We start from the raw sequence: 23,302 nt of genomic DNA on the forward strand, positions 1-23,302 counted from the left end.
CTCGCCATAGGCCGCTAGCAACGGCGCGGCCTCACTCTCCACCAGATAATCCCCCTGCTGCAGGTACATCACCGTGGTTCCCGCGATGCGATCAAGCACCGGACGCATGCTGTTGCGGTCCGTCTTTGCCGGGAGCTGAAGGTTTGCAAGGGGGGCTGACATGAATGTATTCGTGATCGTTGGAGTGCTCGCGTTTGGGGTCGGAAGCCGAACACCGTCCGCGCTTTACTGACTGGGGGACTTTTTCGTGAACAGACGCCTCACCCACGACTGCTTCGGAGCAGGAGCGGGCGCTGGCGCAGGCATGAGGAGTGGCTCTCTACTTTTTGCATTGGGCAGGTTTTGATACCAGGCGGTCGGCGGCAGCTCGAGCGTGGTATCCTGGATGTCATCCGGCTGCATGCCGGAGAACTCACGCACATGCCAGTTTACTTCAGACATCCCCCCCGCACGGGTGGCGTCATACACTCGCGGAGTGATGATGAACACCAGACTGACCTGTTCGAGCTTTTTGTTGTTCGAGCTAAAGAGCTTGCCCACCAGCGGCAGGGTGCTCAGGACCGGCACCTTGTTGTTCCCCTCGCTGTTGCTGTAGTCATAGAACCCTCCAAGAAACAACGACTGCCCAGCAGGTATCCGGCTGATCGCCTCCACCGTGGACTCGCTCACCCGTGGAAACACATTGTTGCCGCGACCTGCGATGAGTTCGACAATCTTGGCCACCCGCGGACGCAGCTTCATGCGCACCGTGCCATCAGGCAGCAGCGTGGGCGTCACCGACAGCGTGACACCGATCTCGCGATTCTTTTCCGGCTCGTCACTCGCACTCGGATCCTCCTTGTCGATCTTGTAGCGCACCACATCCGTCACGTTCTGCCCTGCGGCAGTGTTGGTGATGTTCGAGGTGATGACCGGGAAGCGGTCAACGATGGAGATGAGACCCTGCTCGTTGTCCTCGGTAATGATGGTGGGGCAGGCCTCCTGAGTGACGATGTCGGCGTTCTGCAGTGCGCGCAGAATGGCCTGCACCTGCAGGTTATCGAACACAAGCCCGCTGCCCTGCTGGTTGATCTGATTGATCGTGTTCACCGGCGCAGACAAGCTGCCCGTGCGCGTCACCGTGCTCACGTCCGGCAGGTTGAACAGCGCATTCAGACTCTGGCTAGTCGTGAGGTTCGTGCCCGTTTCCCCCAGTGAGCGGCTCCAGTCCACTCCGACCTGGCGGCCTTGCGTGCGCTTGATCCGCAGCACCCGCACGTTCACCATGATCTGCGGCTTGGCCTTGTCGATCCCTTCCAGCAGCTTCCGTACCCGTTCGAGCTTGAGGCTGTTGTCGCTGACGAGCAGCGTGTTGGTTTTCTCCTCAAATTCGATCTGTCCAACGTCGCGCGTGAGCATGGGGCGGATGATGGATTTCAGCTTTTCGAAGTCGGACTGGCCGGCCCCCGTTGCTGCTTTGGCACCACCACCACCTTCCTCATCATCACTCGGCGTGGCGGCGGCGGCTGCCGCGCTGCGGTTGAGCGGAGCCCCACGCAGGTACTTCAGCGCGTAGCTCATCACCTCCACCGGTAGCTTGGCTACCTGCGCCTCGTTCATCAGGCTGACACTGGAACGCTGCTGGTGCAGCGTGAGACCAAAGGTCACCGCCAGTTCCTCCATCTGCTGCTGCGGATTGTTCGTGCGGAGATGGCCCGTGATGTTGAACTGCGGGTCGTTCAGTTCATTGTTGTAAAAATACTGCAGCCCCGCGCTGTGCGCGAGGTATTGGAACACCTCGTTGATAGGAGCGTTGTCGATCCAGTATCCGTCGTCCACCTGCTGTGGCGGCTTCGGCAGACCGTCGAAACGCGCTGAGACATCCACCGCAGGGACCGAAAGGCTTTGCAACGGTTGCACCTGGGGGGGCGTCCCCGCCTCCTGGGCGGTGAGCGCGAAGCTCGCACCCAGGCTCGCTGTTGAAAGGATCTGGAACAAGGATCGGCTCATGGTTTCGCGGGTTGTGTGGGTTCCATTGGCGTCATTCGGCTCTCCATCTGGGCGGCGATTTTTTGCAACGGCTCGATGCTGAGATGCGGCAGGATGTCGTGCTTGAGCACCCCTGACTCATCGCGCTGAATATCGCGGAAATGCAGTTGCGTGGCACCCACTTCGAGGACTTGCGCCTGAAATACTTCCCCCTTGAAGGCCAGCTCAATCACATCGCCCTCCGCCGCCCGGCGCCCGCCAATGAGGAACTCTTTGCGTAGCAGGTTCACGCCGTTGATCTTCAGTGTTTGCAGCGCCTGGTTCAGCGTGATTTTCGGCGTGGCACGGTACACGTCCTCGGTAATCACCGGCGCATCATCCTCACGGGGAAAGGTGGACAGTCCAAAGGGGTCCAGATTGCGCTGACGCACCCCGATTTTCTTCGCCTGTGCCTCGATTGCCTCCGCACTCGGCAGCAGATCCGAACGCGGCAGCCAGCTCGCGCTGCCATTGCCGATGAACAACGGCGCGCGTTTGACTGCCGAAGGCTTGGCCGCCGCAGCTTTGGTCTGCGCCAGAGCTGGCGTCACGGCGGCTCCGCACAGTATGAACATCCACAAAATGCGTTTCATTTCTTCTCCTCCACCGCTTTCCAGCAGGTATGCGTCATTTCCATCACCAGGAACTCACGCTGATTAAGCAGTTGGTCGGTCTTGCGGGTGATCTTCAGTTCCTCCAGCACTGCCTGCGGCATCAGCGACTCCACCTGCAGCAGTGCTTCCTGCATCGGCCCCATCCCCCCTTGAAAACTGCTCTTCACACGGGCCAGGTCCGTTTTGACCTGGCGTCCGAGGCGGCCCCGGTCAAGCGGGAAAACCAAACCGCTGCGCTCCAGTTCGATCTCCTGGTACTTCGGCAACACCGTGTCCAGAATACGGGTGAAGAGCTGCCCTGGATCCGCCTTGAGCAGCGCTTTCTGATCCAGGAATGTCTTGCGTTTGGGGGCCAGTACCGCCTCCAGCTTCTTCATCGCCGCGAGGCGCTGCGTCTGTTCCTTGTAGAGTTCCTCTTTCTCCGCACGCACCCTGCTCAGTTTGCTCACACCCGCGATCACTCCACCCAGTATCAGGCAGTTGAACATCGCGGGCATGATCAATCCGTATCGAAGTATGGGACTTGTATAGGCGCTCATCAGTCAATTCAGAAGGGTTTGTCCAGCGGGAGTGACAGCGTGTCTTTGTCTGTCAGCGCCTGGGTGATCGTGGCCTCAAAACTGAACGGAAATGCCAGCGACGGCTCACGCGCCAGGTCTCCGGCGGATGCCTGCGGACTGAAGCGTGCGTTGCGCCCCTGCGTCAGTGCGATGGTCATCTGTCGTGTCGGCTCAGGCCGGCATGCGTCATCTCCTGTCGCCTCGGCCACTCGCTCGAAAAAGGCGCTCAAACCACGCTGGCTGTTCAACGTGCTGAGCAGTTGCAGCGCCTTCGGTTTCACCAGACCCTTGAAGATCCAAGTCCGGTCGATACCCGCAGATTCGGGTTTGGCGCCTTTGGTGGCAGCCGGTGCACGTGACGCCTCCGCATTGTAAACAAAGCTGTCCAGCCTCACCCCCGAATCCTCCGGAAAAAGCTGGAGGAGGAATTCAACCGTCACCCATCCCCGCGAGCGTGGCAGTAAGAGACGTGTGACGATGTCGATCTCCTTTTTCTCCACCATCAGCTTCGTATGCTTGTCCTGCGTCAGCTTCATTTGATAGGGTGTGAGCTCCCAGGAAGGATGGTTCATCGCAGCAAAAAGCGACCAGGTGCCATACCCCCCGCTGCCGATCAGCGCAAAGACCAGCAGGTAGATGAACCACGATGAAAAGCGCAGCACGCGCAGATCACGCTGAGTAGGATACAGTTGATCCAGTCGTGCCGTGTCCATGAAGCTCTGCCTCGCCCAGCCCCGCCACAACGAACGGAAGCTCTCCGTCAGGGCCAGCGGTGCCTTGCCACCGCTTACCTGCTCGACTGCCATGCTGTCATAAATCAAAAATTCAGGCCGATTTCCCGGCACTTCCTTCAGCGCCGGATGTTCTTCAAGGTTCAACAGTTCAAACTGAATCGGCTGACGGCTGATGGAGTACATCTCCAGTTCCTGCGCCACCGCCAGTAGCGCCTTCTCCTGCGTGGAAACAACCAGCACCTTCGGCACCGCCAGTTCTGCGCCCAGCGCCATATTCCACAGAATATCCCCAAAGCCCGTCGGCACCTGTGAGCTACCACGGTGGCTGAGACTGCGCACCGTGCAGAGTTCCCCGGCGGGACTGATCGCAAAAACGACCGTAAACTTGTAATAACTGACCGCCACCAGACAGCCTCCTTCCAAGTGGGATTTTAGCAGCGGCAGCGCGGCCAGCGTCTCCACCGGGGCGCAGGTCACCGCCACACGCACCGGTATGCGTAAATCCTCGGCATGGTCCAGCAGCTTCTGCAGGAAAGCCTCGCGTGTGCGGGACAGCGACACCGCAGCGCAGCGCGCCTGACCGTGGGCCGCGCCCCAAAATGGCAGCAGCCGCCACGTGTTTGCCTCCACGGAAACCTCCCGGTCAGCCAGCACCTCGCGCGGATCATCGACCAAATTGTACCGCAGGATCTGAAAGTCATCTCCTGCCTCGCTGGTCACTTCACCCGCTTGGGCGATCTCAGCCAGCCCAAACTCATCTGCAACGTGCAGAATCACCCCGAGGGCCTTCGGCTTCTCCTGAAAGTAAGCTGTAGAAATCAACTCACCGAGAATCTCGCCAACCCCTTCTCCGGTGGTCAGATTGGCCAGCGGCAGCGTGGGACCGGGCCGCCAGCTCTGATGCTGCTTGGAAAACACGGCGGAGCAAACCTCTCGACCGCCATCAAACCATAAATGCCACTGCCATGGCAGTTCCTCCGGCATCCGATACCAATGACTGTCCCCCCCCCGGCTCGTCTTTGATGCCACTGTGCGCGCCTGACGGTAAATGTCAGGCGCTTTGAGTTCACAGGGATCAGTGATGATGAGCATGGCGCGAACAGGCTGGTGATCGGATGCGGAAGTGAACTTGCTTACCAGTCGGTTGTGTCAGAGGCGGCCAGGACGTGAGTCGTGGTCGCACTGGTACCTGCATAATCGCAGTTACCGTACGGGGTGCTGACCGTTGGAACCGTCCCAAGCCATGTGTAGGCGCCGCCCGAAGGACAGACTGGCGCATTCTCCATTAGGAGACCTGCACCAAAGACATCGGCTTGTGCCAAAGTCGCACCGATGTTCAGGTTTTGCATGTTGGCGGCGGAACGAACCGCCTTTTGGACGGCGGCGAGCTGCATCTTGCATTTAGCCTTGTCAGCTCCCTGCCGGTAGCTGCCTAGGCCTAGGAAAACCACCGCAATCAATCCCAGAAGGAGAGCGATCACGAGGCTGATTTCAATAAGGGTCATCCCGGAACGATTGAAGCGTTGGGAGAGACGACGATTTAGGGTGGCGTGTGTATTGATTTTCATTGCGTTAGAATTGCTTTGGGAAGCACGTATATAATAACCATAAAGTTAAGACGGTATAAAAAAATGTGCTTCCGCTTTTAACTAAATCATTCTAAATCAATACTCAGGGATTCCGTTTCTTCCCGGAAAACGCAGCGGAACTGCTCTTATCATGCCCGAATCGAGTAAGTAACCTGAGTCGGTTAAAATGCCTAGGCAATGGTAGAATATTGAACAAACAGCGCAACGGCTGCCAGGCTAGCATTGCAAAGTCATCCGCCGGGTTCAGGCCCTCCCACAGGTCCCAGATCCCCACTAGTAACAGCGATTCATCATCGGCGCGATGAATGCAGTAGGAAGTGCTGCGGTCCAGCCACTCATACCAGCCACGAAAAAAAATCAGGCAGCGCTGCCGGCGCACGGGCCACCGGTAGGAGGCGAGATCAAAGACTGTTTCGCACCGGGCATTGAAGGTGAGCATGAACCCCTTCCAAACCGCCGCTTCTTACCCTTTTCCCATTGCGAGATAAGGCCAAAGCGCATGCGCTCGATGCTCAGCTCATCGGCCTGCATGGTGAGCACGTCCGCGTAGTCCGTGGTGCAGATGTTGTTCACCACAGGCACCTCGGAACGCTTGTCCTCCCCCTCCTTCTTTTTGTGCCGTTCCACGCGGAGTTCACGCCCCGCAATGGCAAGCGGGCGGAGTTGGGCAAACTAATTCAGGCGCCCGCACATGCTGAAAATAAGGTGCTGACGAAAAAACAGGCAAGCGGCAAGGCGATTAGCTTAATCATCCTTTACTTGCTGTGGCGCAACACCGGCAAAACAGCTTTGGTATTCGCTGGAAAAAGATCTGTGATTTTACAGCCTAGGATTTTAGCGAGCATCATTACTTTAGCATCGTTCACCCGGCACTTACAAAGGCGTGAGAAGCCTCCGAGAATTTGGGAGATCATTTATGTCATCGCTGGTCGGGCGACATGAAATCGAGAATTTTTAGGCCCCCACTCCACGACACAAGCTTCAACACGACACAGTGCAACTCATTACGGGCGGTGAGAATGTCCGCGCCCGGTGACAGGGTCAATCTGCACAGTATAAAAATTGGGAGGCGCTTCGGAGAGGTCTGCTTGGTAGCTCTTGGTGGAAATCAGAGTGAGATAGGCGGTGCGCAGCGGCACGCGCAGACTGGTGGAGCCATTTGGATAAAAAATGACACGGTGGAAGGTTGCGCCGAGCGCCTGAAAGGGATTCAACGTGGCCGATCCGGTGCTGCTCGCCGTCTGGTTAGTGCTGAACATGGGTGACAGGGGGCCTTCAACGAGAACCACATTCTGCTTGTTGAAATACACGGGTGGCTCCAGCGGTGTGGCCAGATTGGTCGCAGGATCGAAGGAAATCATTTGGACGGCGTGGCAGCCTTTAATGTTGTCGTTGTCGTAATAGTAAAAATCCAGTCCGACAGGACGGTTCTCTGTCAATGACCGCTGTTGGACCATGGCAAACTTCTGCATCAAGGTGTCGCCAGCAGAGGTCAGATTGGCGGACTGCAGGGCACCCAGCGTGTACGGAGTGGCCACGGCAATCAGCATGGTCACAATAGCGACCACGATGACCATTTCCACCAAGCTGAAGCCGGTGGGAGGGTGGTGAAGATCTCTCCGCGAGGAGCGAGACGAATGTTGAGTGGGAAAAAGTATTTTCATCGGAGGAGGCCCCATTTCGAATTGCGCATGTTGATGGTTGTGGAAAAAACTTGGTAGTTGAGCTGCTCAGCGCGCAGTTTCGTCGCCAATTCCTTGAGGTCCTTCTGCCTGTTGTCGGCCAGTGTGAAGGCGCCCGTGGGAACGAGTTGAGGCATGGTGTCGGGATATTTCACCGCCAGTTTGCGGGCGGAGGCTTCATCGATGGCCACCAGTGTGACGACCACTTTTGGCGGCAGCATATGCTGGGTGCCCTGCGGACTGTCGGTGGTCGCGTTGACAAGCTCGGTGGAGTCAAAGGCATACTTGGGCGCGATCCACCAAGGAGTGGCCTTTTTGAGAGCGGCGTCATCGGCAGTCACCTGGGGAGAGATAATCAGGGCAATAATGTTTTCTGCGATGGGTCTTGTGTCCGCAGGGGTGGTGAGGGTCTCGCTGGCAGTGACAATGCTGGTCGGCGCTTTAAGAAACCACTGTCCCGGCTCGACCGAATAGATCGTATTTTCCTCAGCTGGTGGGCGATATTCCCAGAGTCGAAAACGCAAACTTTGGGCGCTCACATGCTGCGGACGGAAGGCATCATTGCCACTGTACATGACGAAATAGCCCCGCCCGCAAAGCAGCCGGCTAAGTCCCTCATAGCCTAACCGGTCACTCAGACCAAGCCGTGCCTGAAAAAACATCGCTTGGGTTACAAGTGCGGATGCCTGCCCCCCCGGGAGCAATGCCTGAGCCTGACCAGTGACGAACTGGAGCTCTGACTGGCGGATGTATTTTTTAGGAGACTGGGTCTGCGACGTCGGGATCGTGGGCGTGTTGCCGGTGTTGTATTGATAGGCCTGGTAGGTGTTTAAGATCGCCTGCCTGAGGTTTTCGGAGATGCTTTCAAAAGCCATGCGGGCCTCGCGGAACTGCTCAACACGTGCCACGCCGCGCTTCCACGCACGCTGGGTCAGGCCAAGCACCTGAACCGAGATCAGCAGGATGATCGAGAGGATCACCATGGAGAGAGCCACTTCAATCAGGGTGAAGCCATGCCGCCGTTGTTTCTCGTGGATAAGTTTCATATGTAGAATGTGGTTTGCGACTGGATAAGTGCTTAATCCCCCATCTTGGCGATGAGGGAGTAAGCGTAGCTGATGCGCAGAGGGGAGGCTGCATTGAAGTCGAAAGACGGGTCGGCGGAGGTGGTGACGCAGATTTTCACCCGCCGCAGATAGTCCTCCGGTGTGGAGGCACCGTTCCCGCTGGCGCCAGTGGGCAGGTACACGTCCAAGGCTTTTTCCGGCACATAAACCGAAGCAACGAAAGCCAGCGAGGCGACCAGATCTTCCTGGCTGGTGTCCGCAGTAGTCATTTCCATGCCTTCATTGCTGAAGTAGCGTGGCGGCCCATAGCCCGTCCATGTGATGCGGCTCCAGGCCATGGACTGCATCTCACCACTGAGCTTCTGCATGATTTTGGAACCGACGGACATCTCCGCCGAATTGCGGGCCATGTTGATTCCCTGAGGCAGCAAGCCAAGAAGGGTGATAAAGCCGAGGGCGGCGATGGCGACCGCGATGGTCACCTCCACCAGCGAGAAGGCGGCTGACCGGCCGCTGACCCGAAGGCGGCAGCGCTGAGTGTTGGCCAAGATTTTCATAAGTTTATTGAGGCATGCGGTTCAAGGATCAAAACGTTTTTGCGCGATGACGCGGAAGCGGTGCAACTCATCCAACGACTGCTTGGAAAGAGGATTGCCGGTGGCGTAATCGAGGTTTTTGGACGCATCCAAAGCCGGATCATTGAAGTCGAGATAGCGCTCGATCATCGCCGAGCCACGATACTCTGAGCCGATGCTGTCCACGCCCGTGACAAATTTCGAGGGATCCGCCGAGCGCGCTTTCCTAATCGTCTGAATGCGCATGTGGATCTGGTAGGTGTTGGAGCGCGTGGTCAGGCGGGGGTACATGTTGGTATAAGGGCGCTCCTTGAGATTGTCGGCAGTCAGCGCGTGATTCTCCCAAAACGCCAGGATGCTGTTGCCGCTGGGTTTGATCAAAGCGCTGATGGTTGTCGGCCAATTGGTCGGCACAAGGGTGTCAGAGCTGTTGACCGGTTTTGGCAGGAGATACATCTCGCAGATCTGCGCAGGAGAAATGAAGGCAAAGCCTGAGCTGAAGCGCTCGTCGAACAATTTCAAAGTTGCATCGATATCGATTTTGCGGTGCCAGTATTTGCCGCCCTGGGCACTGGTGTCTTCTTTCCAAAACCAAGATTCTGTCTTATTTGACGGCGCACCAGAGGGACGCCGCAGATAGTCGTAGGCGTCTTTGACTGAGACGGCGGTGAGCAGTTCGCTCTTCATCACTGCCGCCAGTCCGGTGGCCCGGCGGATATGGCGGAAGGGCGCCATCTGATAGTTGAGATTGATCTTACCGGCCGAGGATCCCGGCTGGCTGATGACATACGGTTCGACCATGGGCATCCAGAAGAAGTCCATGAAGAGATAGTCCGGCGGATCGATGCCCCGAATGGGCACGCCATTTCTGCCATAGCCATTGAGCATTTTCGGTGCGCCGATATGAAACTGCTGCCCCTGCTTTGCGCTCCAGGTCTGAGGACGGAACAGCAAGGTGCGCCAAGGCTCCCGGCGCATGCCGCCTGGACCACCCGAGTCCTGAACGCCTGTGGGCAACGAGCCAAACATGCCCGGCGAAGCGATCTGACGGTTCGGCGAGAAATAAGTCGAACCACCCATCCAGGTAACCCATGAATTCGAGAAGTAGGGCACCAGTTGCTGGCCGGTGGTGGAGTTTTCGCTGTAGGTGTTGCCCTCGTCCGGCTTGTTGATGTAGGCACCGTCAGTCTGACGGTCGATGCCGCGGTCAAAGTCGCCATACTTCTGCAGTCCCGCTCCGGTGGACGCGGTATAAGGATGATCAGGCAGAAACTGCGGGTGGTAGTTGGCATCCTTGACCAGGCGCCAGCCTTTCTTGTCGTCCCCCGTGTCCAGTCCGGGGCCTTCGCTCCAGTTGATGAGCACGATGTTGTGCGCCAGGCGCTCTTTGCCGTAGAGCCGGTTCTGCTGAAATTCGGTCACTGGCACCACATACTGCCCCATGGTCAGGCGCGGGTCACCATGCCTGAGCACCAGCGACTGAATGGTGTCTTCATTCACGGCCAGATTGCCGCGATTGTGGAAGTTCTGGAGGTAGCTGCCGACCTCGCTGCCAATGTAACGGAAGCGGCCACCCATCCGCGTAGAAGGGTCGGCGCCCACATCGGATATATGGCCGGTGTTGTCACGTCCGAGTGCACCGTCCGAATGGAAAGACCACCAGTAGGGAGCGGGCACAGGCTGATAGATGTTCCAGGTGCCATTGGCATTTTGCGACCAGCGCAGAAGCTCGCTTTTCTGCACCAGCAGGGGTGAGGGGAACTGACTGCCTGGGAATCTGAAATTGAAGGTCTGCAGCAGCTTGGGAGTGCTGTCGTTGCTCATGATCTTCACCACCACCGTACCACCGCTGAATGGAATCTTGCCGGCATCCCCACCAGGAATGTCGAGAAAGTCACTGACCAAATTGTACTGGTTGCAGCCCCGCAACTCACCACTGCGGCTGGCATAGGTGTCGTAATTGATCCCGCCCTTGTAAGGTTTCTGGGTGGAATTGGCGGGGATGTTGGTGTCCGAGTGGCGGATGCTGCCCGATGTATAACCGTTCACACCTCTCGCCACGGCAGGCAGCTTGCGCTCCTGCAGGAAAGCGCGGTAGGGGGTGGTGCCACCTCGCTGCCACACTCCATGTGCACTGCTCATGTTCTTGAAGGGGCGTATCAGCGTCTTGCCGCCATTCACAGGAAACATTTTCTTGCCGCCGATGCTGAGCGAACTGGCATCCACTTCGATGCAAATGTCCGGGTTGATCAGCGTCCAGCCTGCCGAAGGCGAGAACCACTCCAGCAAAAACGTGGCCTGCACACGTTTCACTCCAGGAGCCAGTGGTGTGTCCTCGTCCAGCGTCCAATTCCAATTCATCGGGTTGTAACCGGGATAGTTCGGCTTATCCCCTTCGATCCCCTCAAGTGCATGGTTCGTGGGATACAATGTCTTGTAGAAGCCATTGTCGGGATCCTGATTGGTCGCACTCAAGGGTGGAAAATTGGAGTACCAGTAGTTTGACTGGTCCCAATTCGGCGGCGAAGCCGTGGCGCTGCCATTACCCCTCCACGTCGGCGACACATAGCCATTGGGCGCCACTCTATCGTCCAAGATTTTATCTGCGTTCACTCCGCCCGGCACAGGCACACCGTTATCACCCGCGAAGCCCTGGGCACAGGTGATGAATTGCAGCCCCACTTCGCTGATGGTCAAGAAGCGGCCCATGCCACGATAGACCTCATCCCTGCCCTTCGGCAGCACGGTCGGCATGACCTGGCCGTGTCCCGGGTAGCTGTTGCCTTTGGAGTTGCGCATCGGCGTGAACGTGCCAGCCGCCATGCCGGCGGAAGTGCTGGTTGTACGTGCATCCGGTAACCCTGCAATGGACGGCGTGAGGCCGACATTGCGTGTCGCGATGTTATCATCATACAGGTTAGTGCAGCGGATATAGTCAAAGATTTCGACGAGGATCTGCTCGCGATTGTCACCGTATTTGGTGAGGAAGGAGGCATTGGCCGTACCAAACCCCGGAATGGGCTGGCCAGTCAGAGCCATGAGGTAGTCAAAGAGCTGTTTATTGCGAGGGATGCCCGACAACTCCGTCTGGCTGGTGCAGTCCTGGCGGACAAAAAAATAATCCTTTCCCGCCAGTTGCGAGCAGTTCACAATCGTGTTGTCAAACGCGGTCCGGAAGCGAGTGGAATTGGTGCGATGCACAGGCCACATGCTGATCTTCGGATAGCCAAACGGATTCGCTTCAGAGGCACGACTGCGCGTGGTCAAAAAAGAACGCAGACGCTCGATCACCTCGTAATTATTCAGTCCTTTCCAGAGTTGGTTGGCATCCCCCAGACTGATCTCACTGCGCTGGCCGTCCGATTGTGTGCCTGAGTGCAGTAAAAACTCATCCACGCTGGGAAACAAGCGTTCGCCCAGAGCATCCTGAACCGCCTGGAAATTGGTGGGTGAAAAATCCTGTCCCACAGGCACCAGCACTGAGCCGGCCTTTGATCCACCCGGCAGGATTTTGGGCATGAGCGCGTAGATCTTTTCTTTGATGTCCAGCGCCTTCTCAAACATGGCTGTGTCAGAGTGCAGCGGGTTCATGTTCTGCCCTGGAAACAGCACAGTGCTCATGCATACTGTCGCGGGATGACCTGGGTAACGCTGGTACTCATAATTCATCGGCTGATACCGCGCCCACTCGCCATCAAGCTCATGGTATAGTCGCGGCGTGTCCCATGGTGTGCCTTCCCCCGCAGTGTTGATGTTGATTTTGGTGGACTCGTCATCAGCCCAAAAGGCCACGCGGGAGATCATAGGATTATCCCGCGTGGCGGTCTGACCGCCCCCGTTGCTGCTCACAAATTTTCCATTGGCATCGAGTGACCCAAGCGTGCCATCTTTAAGCATGTAGAGCCATTCCACAGGCATGGGCAGCCGCTGAAGAGATTCAGCGCCACTCCCGCTTGGAGCCACCACACCATTCAGGCTCTGGCCTGAAGTGCCGTTTGCAAATGTGGAGTAGCTGAAGCCTTCAACGGAAAGGGTGGGAGTCTGTGAATAGGCACGCGGGTCAATGATCGGAAAAAGCAGCCGGGGGGGGGCGGAGGGGTCACTTGTGTTCAAGCGCACGACAGGCTCATTGAGATCAACGTATTGCTCGGGCTTCTTATCCCAATCCGTCGGCGGAGTGTCTGCGGCAATCTCGGCATCGGTCTTCGCCACCATGACGCTGTCAGAATAGAGCTTGAGACCCCGGAGAAGAGTGCCGTCCTGCTTATACTGGCGGATCATGCCCGGCTGAGAAGCCCAGATTTCGACACCCGTATTGTTATCGTCTTGATGAACTCCGTGTTGAATCTGACTGATGGCGAGATTGATGACGGAGTCGGCATGCAATTGAGCTTTCGCTATCTCAACCTGAGCCACTGTGGAGTTGTAATCAATACGGGTGGCACTGAGGAGCGCGGTCAGCAGCACCATAGTCAGTGCCAATATGCTGAGCACCGTAATGAGCGCCACCGCACGGCGGCGGCGCAGCTTGCTGCGAAGGGTCGCAAGACCGCGATGTGTGAATATACTTTGTATGGATGATGTATTCATAATCTTGACGGATTGACTGCGACTGAGTTCACAGATGTTCTTTTGTTTGAATGAATTTTGTCTGAATTAAGCTTTTTTGCCTATGGGGACGCGGTTGGTGCATGAATGAGTCTTGATCGTGCATGACCCAGCGGCTTCGTTTTATTTTTGAATACAGTTTTTGCTTATATTCGTGAATTAACCTGCCTTGGCGGATGATTTTCCCTTCGTAGCGCCCCACCGTGCTGCCACTGACTCAATCCGGTGCCCCGCGTCTTTCAGCCCGTACTCAGCAGGACGCTCACACTACAAAAACGATTTTGGCGTCCGAAATGAGGAGTACGTACTTTTACCAAGTAATAACATTGCATACGGTCACGCTCCCCATTGTCACCTCCACATCGAGCAGAAATAGCTGCGGGCGCATGATACTTCATGCGCCCGCAGGCTCCTCAAGTGCTGACTCAACAACCAATCTACAACCTCTACCCAAAGATCAACGACGGCGGCGGTGGCCGCAGAACAAAGTGGTCAAGCCGAACAGCAGCAGAAGCATGCGTCCGGGTTCAGGAACCACCACCACGATGCCGTAGGAAGTGAACAGACTCGTGTCATAAAACAGTCCGGAGAGATTCAGATCCGGCAGTTCCAGATCTCCGAGCAAACCGCCACTGCGATAGCCGCCACCATTGCCGAGATCAAAACCATTATCGGTAAGTTGGGCCCAGTCGATCAAATTGAATACATCTCCCAAGGCCGGCTGGTAATCTGTGCTTTGGGTGGTGAACGAGACCTGCCCACCGCTGTTCAAGGTTAAGGTATCGGTGACCACAAGACGGTCATGATTGCCGCCTTTCTGAGTGTCATAGAAGCTGCCCATCGAACTGAGATAAGCCGTCAAGTCCCCTGCTCCCATATGTGACGCAATATTAGCGGCGTCATTGTAATCCGCGCCATTGGCACCACCCATCTGAAGTGTCAGACGATCCACCCCCGCCGTGTCTCCCGTGAGCACCACATTGCCGTTCACAGTCAACACGCCGATGCCGTCTCCCGCAGTAGAAACACTGGAAGGGTCCGAAGACATGCCGGGACGCAGGACGCCGGGACCACCATCAGTGCCGACGATGAGACTGCCATAGCCTGCCTCCACGGTACCTGAGCCACTGAGGGTGCGGTCAAAGGTAAAGTCACCCCCTGCCGTAGTGCTGTTGGAGAAGTCAAAGGTGGCTCCATTATTGACCTCGACCCAGTTCGTGCCAGACACATCACCCGCTCCCGCAAGCGCCAGGGTGCCTTCAGTGACGGTGGTCTTGCCAGTGTAGGTGTTGTCAGTGGTAAACGTCACCGTGCCAGCACCCTGCTTGTTCACGCTCAGGGTGTCCCCGGCCTGCGCTTCGGAGATCACGCCGTTGAACACCACGCCCTTTTCACCGGTCACTAACGAGTCATCATTCGAGGAGGAAAGAAGTATCAGCTCGCGAATGTTGTCCACGTCGGGCAGGGTAGAATGCTGCAGCGTCACGTTGCCGTGGAAGTAGGTGGTGTCGCTGGTGAAGGTGCCGCCGAGGATAGTGCTGCCACTGCCGTTGGTATCGTTGATGTCGATATCATTAAAGATGGACATCCCACCATTCGCGGCCAGCAGGGCCACGCTGGCGTTTGGAATGTCCTGCAACCAGTGCACCGGATCTGTCGTGGCGGTATTCACGCTAAGCAAATCCAACGAGGCCTGGAAATACTGTAGCCCCGCCTGAGTTGTGCCGTTGGTAACAGCAATGCTGCTGCCATAGCGCATTTCGACCGCTTCATCAAAGTCGGACACGCGTACCAGATTCATCTGGCCACAGGTGGCGTCCACGCTGACGACTTGATACACGCCGTTATACTCAGGATTGGTGCTTTCGTCTTTCACCAGGATACGCTTGCCAATGTCAGCGGCTGTGATTGCTACTCCGTCCACCAAGGCCGTGACATTTAGGAAGGCACCTGCGCCAGCACCACCAGCACCATTGCTGCTGACGTCGTAACTGCCGTTGGCTTTGGTGATGAGTGAGCTGGTCGTCGCCACATAGGCGCTGGCCAAATCATAGCGAATGTCTCCCAACTCCACCACCGTGGAGGCGAGCGCATTGTTGTCGAATACGCTGATGGTGCCATGCCGGATCACGGTGCCTCCGTCGATCGCGGCACCGGCGCTGCCGAAGCGGCCGTAGTTGTTTGAAACGTGCAGCTCCACCGTGCCGGCACCGATTTTCACCACATTGGTCGCTGCATCATACCCATAATAATTGCTCACCGTATCCCCGAACTTGAAGGTGGAGGCACCATCGGCCTCAAAGAAAATATTCAAACCCGAGTTAGGAATGAGATTAAAATCGTCGTCTTCGTTCTGATCTTGATACAGATCCACTGTGCCACCCGTGCCGAAGCCGTAGGTCCCGCTTGTCTCGCGGGTGCCAATCACGGTAATGCCCTCCATGTTGCCCGCATCGAACGTATAAGTTGTGACTGGATTTACCACCTCTGAGGCGGTGCCGGAGAGCAGCAGTTCAACCTTAGCATCCAACTTGCTTTCGACCCCAAAGAAGCCTCCGAGATTAATGACGTTGTAAGCATCCCCAAACGCACTGTTGTTGGCGCCGATCAAGGTGCCCTCTAGCACAGTCACGTTACCCTGGAAAGTGTTGATGCCTGAAAGCGTCTGCACTCCACCGCCGATCTTGTAGAGATTGCCGTAGTCCTCTCGCGGTTCGCCATTGACATCCAGGTAGGTGCTGGTGATCACACCGCCAAAATCTGCATCTTTCGTATTGTCTCCTCCGAGATAGAATTCTGAATTAGCAATCAACACCGCTGCCCCCGACCCGCCTGCAAGTGAGCCTACAGTCACAATGTATCCCGTTCCCGCCTCGGCCCAGTAAGGGCTGAGAGTCGCACCATCGCTGACGATAAAACGGGAGTTAGGCGAGAAGGAATTATTGGAACCCGCAATCAAGGTGCCTTCTTGGACCAACGTATTGCCGGTGTAGTTGCTGAAGGAATCTGGCACGTCACCGCCGCCCGTACTGGCACCTAACACGGTGTCTCCCAAACCGATTTTCACCACCGACAACGCCGAGGTGCCGCTGCCGAAGGTCGGGGCCGCAACTCCATCACGCAGGCCCACGCCGATGTCCTGAAAGTTCACCCCCGTCTGGGTTCCGGAATCAAAGGTGACCGTGGCCGCAGTGTTCGAGGCGTTTTCGATGGCCGCTGTCGTATGCATTCCGGCGCCACCGCTGAACACCAAATTCTTGGTGAAGGTCAGGCTGTTGCCACCCAGTTCCAGCGCACCGTAGTTGCGCAGGGCAACCGTCGAGTTGGTGCCAAACAAAGTGTTCTCGGTGATGCCGGCGTAGTCCACGATACGCACAGTGGTATTACGACCGAAATTGAAGGTGACACCGCTGTCGCCACCGATAAAAAGACTGCCGCTGTAACCCGAGTTATCCCCGCGCAGCACGACGGTGTAGAGCGCGTTGTTGGCCGAAACACCAGCGTTGTTGCCGTCAAACCAGAGGGTGTTGTTACCGCTGATGTTGCCACTGATGTCAATCAGCGTCTCCTGCACATAGCCAGTGATGGTTGCGTCGAGGTTACTGGTGTCCTCATAGTAAAAGCGGACATAGCTGCTGGAGCCCGAGCCCACATTGATGCTGTTGGTATAGTGGATCGTCGCGCTGTTGGGCAGATAGCCAGCGGAAATGCGCACCTCCTGCCGGATGTTGTCCGCCACAATGATGTCGCGGTTGAACGTGATGTCTCCAACGGGGGAATCAAGGCCAATGGTGTTGTTGCCATACCAGCGGTTTTCAATACGCACACGTACCAGCGAAGTCTCGGTGCCGGTTGGATCACCAATATAAACCTTGCCGATCGGATTGAAAATCGCCCCAGTGTTCATCTGGAAGGAATTGAAGCCGTCCTCGAGGTGGAGATCGCCCGTCCACTCATGCAGCGTCGTGTAGAAGCGCAGGTTGCCGTCACCGACCTTGGTGATGTTGCCGCTGCCCATCACACCGCCTTCATTGGGGTTGATAAGGAACTCGGAGTTGCCCGTGGCGAAGGGACTGTTGGTGGTGGCGCTGAGACTGGCGGCATCGCCGTAGCGGTTGCCCTGGGTGCCGAAGGTCAGGTCGCCGATGATGTTGAGGATGCCGTCAAACGTCGGCTGACGATTGGTGCTGCCGTCGAAGATGATCTGGTCACCGGCCTGCTCACCGATTTGGAACCATTCACGGAAGCGAAGCTGGCCGGTGCGCGCAGTGTCACGCACCATGGAGAACTCGACAGTCACATTGTTCTTGATGATGGTGGCATCCGCCCAGGACTGGGTGGTGCCAAACGGGGAATACTGCGCATTGCTGTTGCCCTTGCCCTGGATGTCCACCCGCAGGGCGTTGGTGCCGTCGCCCAGGATGGTGAGGCCGGTGTAGTTGTTCACCACTCCGAGCAAATCTTCGGTGACGTTGTTGGCGAAGCCGCTGCGGTCACCAAACTGCACCGTGCCGGAGCCCACGATCTGCAAACCGCCGGCGTTGGGATTGTTGGTGCCGTAGGCAGCGATGATGTTGCTGGCCTCCGAGGAGATCTGATTGGTCGCGCTGCCACGAATGACCAGCGTACCGCCCGCCTCTGACGCGCTCAAAATGCCGTTGTTACCACCGAGTGTGATGTTCTGCGTGAGCGCGGCGCTCTTGGTGCCAGCCGCCGAATAATTCAGCGTACCGCCGTTGAGGAAGAATGCGGAGGTCGAGCCAAACGCGCCGACATCATTGAATGAAGCGACGGCCGAACCAGTAACATGCGTAGCTCCCGTGTAGGTGTTCGCAGGAGTGTAAGTGGTGGAGGAATACGTCAGGTCGCTGGTACCAGAGCCCGTCACCATGGTGTCGAGTGTGAGGGTCGTGCCATTCACGACGGCCACGACTTTTGTGCCTGTAGGAACGTAAAGCCCGCTGACCTCCATCCCCACCGAGAGCCCAGCGGTGCTGGCCATGGTGACAACGTAGGAACTGCCGGACGTGACGCTGCTGACCACGGTATCGGTCACGGTGCTCGGCGAGGTGAAGACCAGTTCGCCGGTGCCGGTGATGACCACGTTCTGCGCCCCGGTAATGCTGCCGTCAAAATTCACCACGCCGGTGGCGTAGTTGTGGATCAGTAGATCAACCCCGCTACCACTGGTGGTGACTCCGACGCCTGCACCAATCGGAGTTCCCGTGGTGTAGTTGCCAGTGATGAGCATGCCGCCATCATTTAGGATGAGGTTGCCGCCGGTGACGGTACCCTGTGCGTCGTTGAAGCGGATCGAGTTGGTGGCCGCAGCGCTAAGACCCGCGCTCACGATGTCGGTCTGCTGTCCAGCGCTGAAGGTATCGGTGGAGTAGCCGGTGTAGGCGATGACATTGCCAGCGGCATTCGTCGCAGCCCAGTCGGTGGCGAAGGGGGAGAGGGAGGCGTTGGCACCGTAGGTCGCGTAGGAACCGATGCGGGTGAGGTTCTTCATTCCTGCATTGGAGAAATTGATGATGCCGCCGCCGATGGACTGGAACTGAACCGTGCCAGCCGTCGCACGGGTGATGGAGGAGCCCGAGATGCCGATCGTGCCAAAGTTTGTGGTGCCATTGCCGGTCGCGGCGATGCCGTTGCCACCTTGGTTGATCTTCAGGGTGCCAAAGTTTTCCGTGAAGGAGGCTCCGCTGCCGTCCATCACCAATGTGCCGCCAGCCATGGTCAGGTAGGCACCGCTGCCCACGCGGCGGTTGGTATTCGTGTCATAACCAGCCAGAGCGAGAATGCCGCCCATGACGTTCACGCCCTCGACGGTGCTGTCGCCAGCGCTGGAACCGAGCAGATTGACCTGACCACCGCCCTGCTTGGTGATGGAGGAATTCACCAAGCTCCCGCCATCCAGCAGGTTCACATTGAGGTTCACCGTGCCACCCGATGCGGAGAAAACGCCGAGGTCACGTGTGTAGGTGGTGGTACCATTCGTGAAGATGATGCTGCCCTCGCCAGTGCCGAAGTTCACCGAGCCGAAGGTGTTCACGCCGCCAAGGGTGGTGTTGCCGGTGGTGTTGCCTTCGCCATAGACATAGTTGCCAGCCAGGTTGTCGGGATCACTGGTGTCCACCCCGACCTGCCAGGATTGCAGGTTGAAGTTCGCGCCGTCATTCATCAGGAAGAAGCCCAGGTTTGCCGCGCCGCGACCGCTGTCGGACGTGAGTGACCTGCCGCCCATCTGCAGACCGATCATCGGGTTCAGCGGGGCGGAGTTGACGGTGGCAGCAGCAGCAGCCGTGTAGAAATCACTGGTGCCGGAGAAATACAGTGAGCCACGAGCAATGTTGATGCGGCCCGCCGCATTGTATTGCTGGGCGATCTGCACCGCAGATTCATCGTTGTTGGCGGTGACTTCCATGCGCAGCACCTGCGACTGGCTGTAGATGTCGATGGGACCGGTGATAGCACCTGCCGAATTGTCCTGGACCACACCCGTGAGATACAGCAGGCCGTAGGCACCGGTGTAGGTGCTGAACATACGGGAGTCGGTGCGGGCACCGGAACCAATGGCGGTGTCACCGCCGTAGATGTTCCCATCAATGGCGGAGAGACCCGTGTAGTTGCTGAAAATACGCGGTATAAAGCTGCGTGCATAGGCCGTGGCACCGCCGGAGTCCACGTTGTCGATGATCACATTGCCCCCCCAGACGGAGCCGTTTTCGAGTTGCAGCGCTAAGTTGACCCCGCTGATGGCACCGACGTAGAGATCCACGCCGCTGATGCGCGCGCCAAGTCCGACCGCAAAATGGCCTCCACCAGTCACGTTTACCCGCGTGCTATCGCCCAGCGCATTGTCATGCCGCGCGAAAATATAAGCCTGGTTCACATTGGTGTCTCCGGTGTAGTGGTTCACCGCATTCAGGTACAAATTCGCGCCACCCGTTTTCGTCAGGCCGTTGGCGTTGACGATGCTGGAGTTCATGAATAAATAGTTGTTGTCACCGTCCGACACCCGGTAGGCATTGGCAGCGTCCGAGGTGTTGTAATGCGCCCAGAGGCCCCCGATGTAGAAGTTGGCCTCCATGGCGTTGAAGTCCGTCGAGCCGCCGTTGATCGAGCTGCGGATGTCCAAGTTCCAGTTTGGATTGAGCGCCTTGCCGCCCACGTTCTGGACGCCAGTGTTGAACTCCTGGATCACTCCGGAATTGATCTTGAGCGTGGCTCCGCCCGCGATCATCAGCGAGGTGTAGTTTCCGTACCCACCGCCATACGTCGTTGTATTGGGGGCGCGGTTATCAAACACGAAGGATTCCGAGGCAAACGTCAACGAGTTGATGGTCAGGTTTGCACCGACTGGCATGTTGCAGGCAGCGGCCACCGAACCCAGCGTCAGGATGGAATTGCGGCGGTTGGTGAGTTCACCCGCGCCGATGCCGGTGTCGGTGATGACACCCACGATCTTCAGGTTCTGACCTTCGGTGATGCCTTGGTCCTCCAACCTGATGGAGGTTGTCTGCGCGTCGTCAGGATTGCTCACCTCTTTGTATTCAGAATCTGTCAGCGGCCGCAGGAAATGCTCACCCGCGCTGTTGGTGTCCGCCGTGACCAGACGTCCGGCGATGTAGTCTTCATTGAAGACGGTGCTCGTGCCCGCCGCATTGAACCAGTTTGGCCGAACGCCGCCGTAGAAGCCGGGTGCGATGGGGGCGTCGCCGTTGCTGCCATCACCACTGCCGATCAGCGTCGGCAGGTTGTCCACCTGAAACACGGCGACGTTCGCATTGGCATTGGACGGCACGTTGGCGTTGAAATTTGCGTCGGCAAAGGTGGTGCCAGCATCAAGCAGACGCAGGTGCACGCTGGAGCCGGGATTGCGCACGATCTCGGTGAAATGGAAGCCGACGAATTCACCCTTCAGCACCGGCGCACCGCCGACCAGCGTTGCGCCCATGTCAACCTCGATGCCGAACTGGCCGGCCATCACATTGGCGGTGCCGAGTTTTTCGATGCCGGAGAACGCGCCAGCGGAACCTTCCATGCGCATGCGGATGTAACCGTCCGTATAGATCGGCATGTCGTCGCCCAAGCGGCTGCGTGTTTCATCCGAGCTGGTGTTGTCATTGTTCAGGCCGAAGAAGCTGTTGCGCTCCAAGGTCATGCTGGCCATGCTCATGATGCGCCCGGCGTCATACACACGGGTGGAACCGGAGGCGGCAATGTAGTTGCCGGTGAAATTCGATGCATTCGAATAGAAGCGGAAGTCTCCCTGACCGATCTTGATGATGTCGGCGGAGCCATAGGTTTCACCGCCGCCGTTGTTGAGGTAGATGTTGCTGCCATTGCGCAAGTTGAACACAGCGTCGCTGACCACATTGATCTGACCGCGCATATAAAGCGACCGCACGGAGCCCGTGCCGCTGAATGTTTGCAGAGTACCGCCACCCTGGTAACCCTGGCCGTCCAGCGTGAGCCATTCGTAGAGCACCGGATCTCCGTTGGTCACATTCACCTGGAGGGTGCCGTTCGGGCCGATGTAGGTGCTGTCCGCCCAGCCGCTATAGGTGCCGAGTGCATTCGTTGAGGACGAGGACAGACCGGCGATCCGGATGCTGCCGTTGTTGATCGAGGTCAGCGAGTTGTACCCATTGTACATGTAATTGCGCAGCGTATTGTCTGGCGCGCTGGTAATTACCATGGTGCCGCCACCTTCCACCGTCAGACCACCGACAAAGGGACGGGTGAGTTCGATCGGATTGTCATCACCGGGGATAAGGTCGGTGACGTCGCTGGTGATGTAGCCGTTGATGGTCAGCAGTGTGCCGCCGGCGACATCAAACGTGGCACCGCTGGCCCCGATGAAGATCGTGCGTGCGCCATCCAGAGTGATGTCGTCCGTGGTCGCGAGTGTGCCACCGTCGATGTGGAGATTGCCGCTGTCCAAGATGGCCCAGATGCCGGCATTGCCGGAGCCATCTGCCTTGGTGTTAACAAACACCCCGCTGGTATAACCGCTGCCACCCGAGTTCAGCGTCGTCGATGTCACGTTCTGGCTGCTGTTGGTGGTGAAGACACCCGCAGCACCCGAGCCGCCACCGCCGCCGATGAAGAACAGCGCTGAATTGGTCAAGCTCGCACCATTGGTGGTGCCGACAAATTCGCGCACCAGACGAGCGATGGAGCCGTTGATGTTGCCGAGTTGCGAATCGCTGGAGAGCTGCAGCGTGCCACCGTTGATGTAGGTGTCGCCGGTGTAGCTGTTGTTGCCGGTCAGCACCGTCGTGCCGACTCCGCCAGTCACGAGATTCACCACATTGGACCCGTCGTTGGTGATGTTCGCCCCGATGGTGGTGATGCCGCTGCCGTAGTTGTGCAGCAGGATGTCCCCTGCCCCGCTGCGGGTGAGTGTGCCGTTGGTGATGTTCACCGCGCCGCCGACGGCGCTGCTGACGAGCATGCCACCGTTTTCCACAGTGAGCGTGTGGCCGCCGAGATCCAGATCCACCGCAGCACCGAACTTGACGGAATTCGTCACGGTGTCAGCGGCAAAGGTCTCGCTGGTCGTCACTTCCGTGTTGTTGCCGCTGGCAAAGGTGGAGTCGTAGCCGGTAAAAGCTTTCACGCCGGTGGTTCCCTCACGTGCAGCCCAGTCGGTCACCTGACCCAGCATATTGCCGTAAACCGCCCAGTAGCCCAAGCGCTCACCGTCGGTGGTGGTCATGCCTGAGGCGCTGATGTTGATGGTGCCGCCGCCGTTTTCGACGAACGCCATCGTGACACCCGATTCCGGATTTAGCGTGGTGCTGGAATTGATGTTCACCGTCGCATTGCCACGCACTGCGAGACGTGAGCCGCCGGAG

11 protein-coding genes are annotated in these 23,302 nt (G+C 57.7%); 1 reads left to right on the plus strand and 10 read right to left on the minus strand.

Annotation, left to right across the window (positions count from 1 at the left end; translation table 11 throughout):
- Positions 1-225: 225 nt before the first annotated feature.
- From PSV43_RS18385 to PSV43_RS18405, 5 genes are read right to left on the minus strand one after another with little or no spacing between them, the layout of a single operon-like run.
- Positions 226-1,989 carry a secretin N-terminal domain-containing protein gene (locus tag PSV43_RS18385; RefSeq protein WP_300200746.1) on the minus strand — a complete coding sequence of 588 codons (1,764 nt, stop codon included), beginning with the start codon at positions 1,987-1,989 and terminating at the stop codon, positions 226-228.
- The gene (locus PSV43_RS18390) at positions 1,986-2,600 is read right to left on the minus strand and encodes a hypothetical protein (protein WP_300200748.1); all 615 of its coding nucleotides are present in this window, start codon (positions 2,598-2,600) and stop codon (positions 1,986-1,988) included. The genes PSV43_RS18385 and PSV43_RS18390 overlap by 4 nt, the downstream gene beginning before the upstream one ends.
- Entirely contained in the window at positions 2,597-3,118 is a 522-nt protein-coding gene (locus PSV43_RS18395; RefSeq protein WP_300200750.1) for a hypothetical protein, read from the minus strand. The genes PSV43_RS18390 and PSV43_RS18395 overlap by 4 nt, the downstream gene beginning before the upstream one ends.
- Positions 3,119-3,168: 50 nt before the next feature.
- On the minus strand, positions 3,169-5,007 hold the full coding sequence (locus PSV43_RS18400; RefSeq protein ID WP_300200753.1) for a hypothetical protein: 1,839 nt from the start codon (positions 5,005-5,007) through the stop codon (positions 3,169-3,171).
- Between the two features lie 41 nt (positions 5,008-5,048).
- Positions 5,049-5,483, minus strand: coding sequence for a type II secretion system protein (locus PSV43_RS18405; protein ID WP_300200756.1), 435 nt, complete (start codon positions 5,481-5,483; stop codon positions 5,049-5,051).
- Between the two features lie 498 nt (positions 5,484-5,981).
- On the opposite strand from PSV43_RS18405, the gene PSV43_RS18410 reads away from it, so the two are divergent.
- Positions 5,982-6,446 (plus strand): hypothetical protein, encoded by a 465-nt coding sequence (locus PSV43_RS18410; protein WP_300200758.1) that lies wholly within the window; start codon positions 5,982-5,984, stop codon positions 6,444-6,446.
- A 62-nt stretch (positions 6,447-6,508) separates the two neighbouring features.
- On the opposite strand, the gene vccD is transcribed toward PSV43_RS18410, so the two are convergent.
- From vccD to PSV43_RS18435, 5 genes are all read right to left on the minus strand, one after another.
- Positions 6,509-7,183, minus strand: a complete 675-nt coding sequence (gene vccD, locus PSV43_RS18415; RefSeq protein WP_345784676.1) for a Verru_Chthon cassette protein D — start codon at positions 7,181-7,183, stop codon at positions 6,509-6,511.
- Positions 7,165-8,232, minus strand: coding sequence for a Verru_Chthon cassette protein C (gene vccC, locus PSV43_RS18420; RefSeq protein ID WP_300200764.1), 1,068 nt, complete (start codon positions 8,230-8,232; stop codon positions 7,165-7,167). The genes vccD and vccC overlap by 19 nt, the downstream gene beginning before the upstream one ends.
- A gap of 32 nt (positions 8,233-8,264) precedes the next feature.
- Positions 8,265-8,810 (minus strand): Verru_Chthon cassette protein B, encoded by a 546-nt coding sequence (gene vccB, locus PSV43_RS18425; RefSeq protein WP_300200767.1) that lies wholly within the window; start codon positions 8,808-8,810, stop codon positions 8,265-8,267.
- Between the two features lie 21 nt (positions 8,811-8,831).
- Entirely contained in the window at positions 8,832-13,418 is a 4,587-nt protein-coding gene (gene vccA / locus PSV43_RS18430) for a Verru_Chthon cassette protein A (RefSeq protein WP_300200769.1), read from the minus strand.
- 475 nt (positions 13,419-13,893) lie between these two features.
- Positions 13,894-23,163 carry an autotransporter-associated beta strand repeat-containing protein gene (locus PSV43_RS18435; RefSeq protein ID WP_300200772.1) on the minus strand — a complete coding sequence of 3,090 codons (9,270 nt, stop codon included), beginning with the start codon at positions 23,161-23,163 and terminating at the stop codon, positions 13,894-13,896.
- Between the last annotated feature and the right edge of the window lie 139 nt (positions 23,164-23,302).

It is taken from the genome of Prosthecobacter sp., from assembly GCF_029946185.1.
Classification (GTDB): domain Bacteria; phylum Verrucomicrobiota; class Verrucomicrobiia; order Verrucomicrobiales; family Verrucomicrobiaceae; genus Prosthecobacter.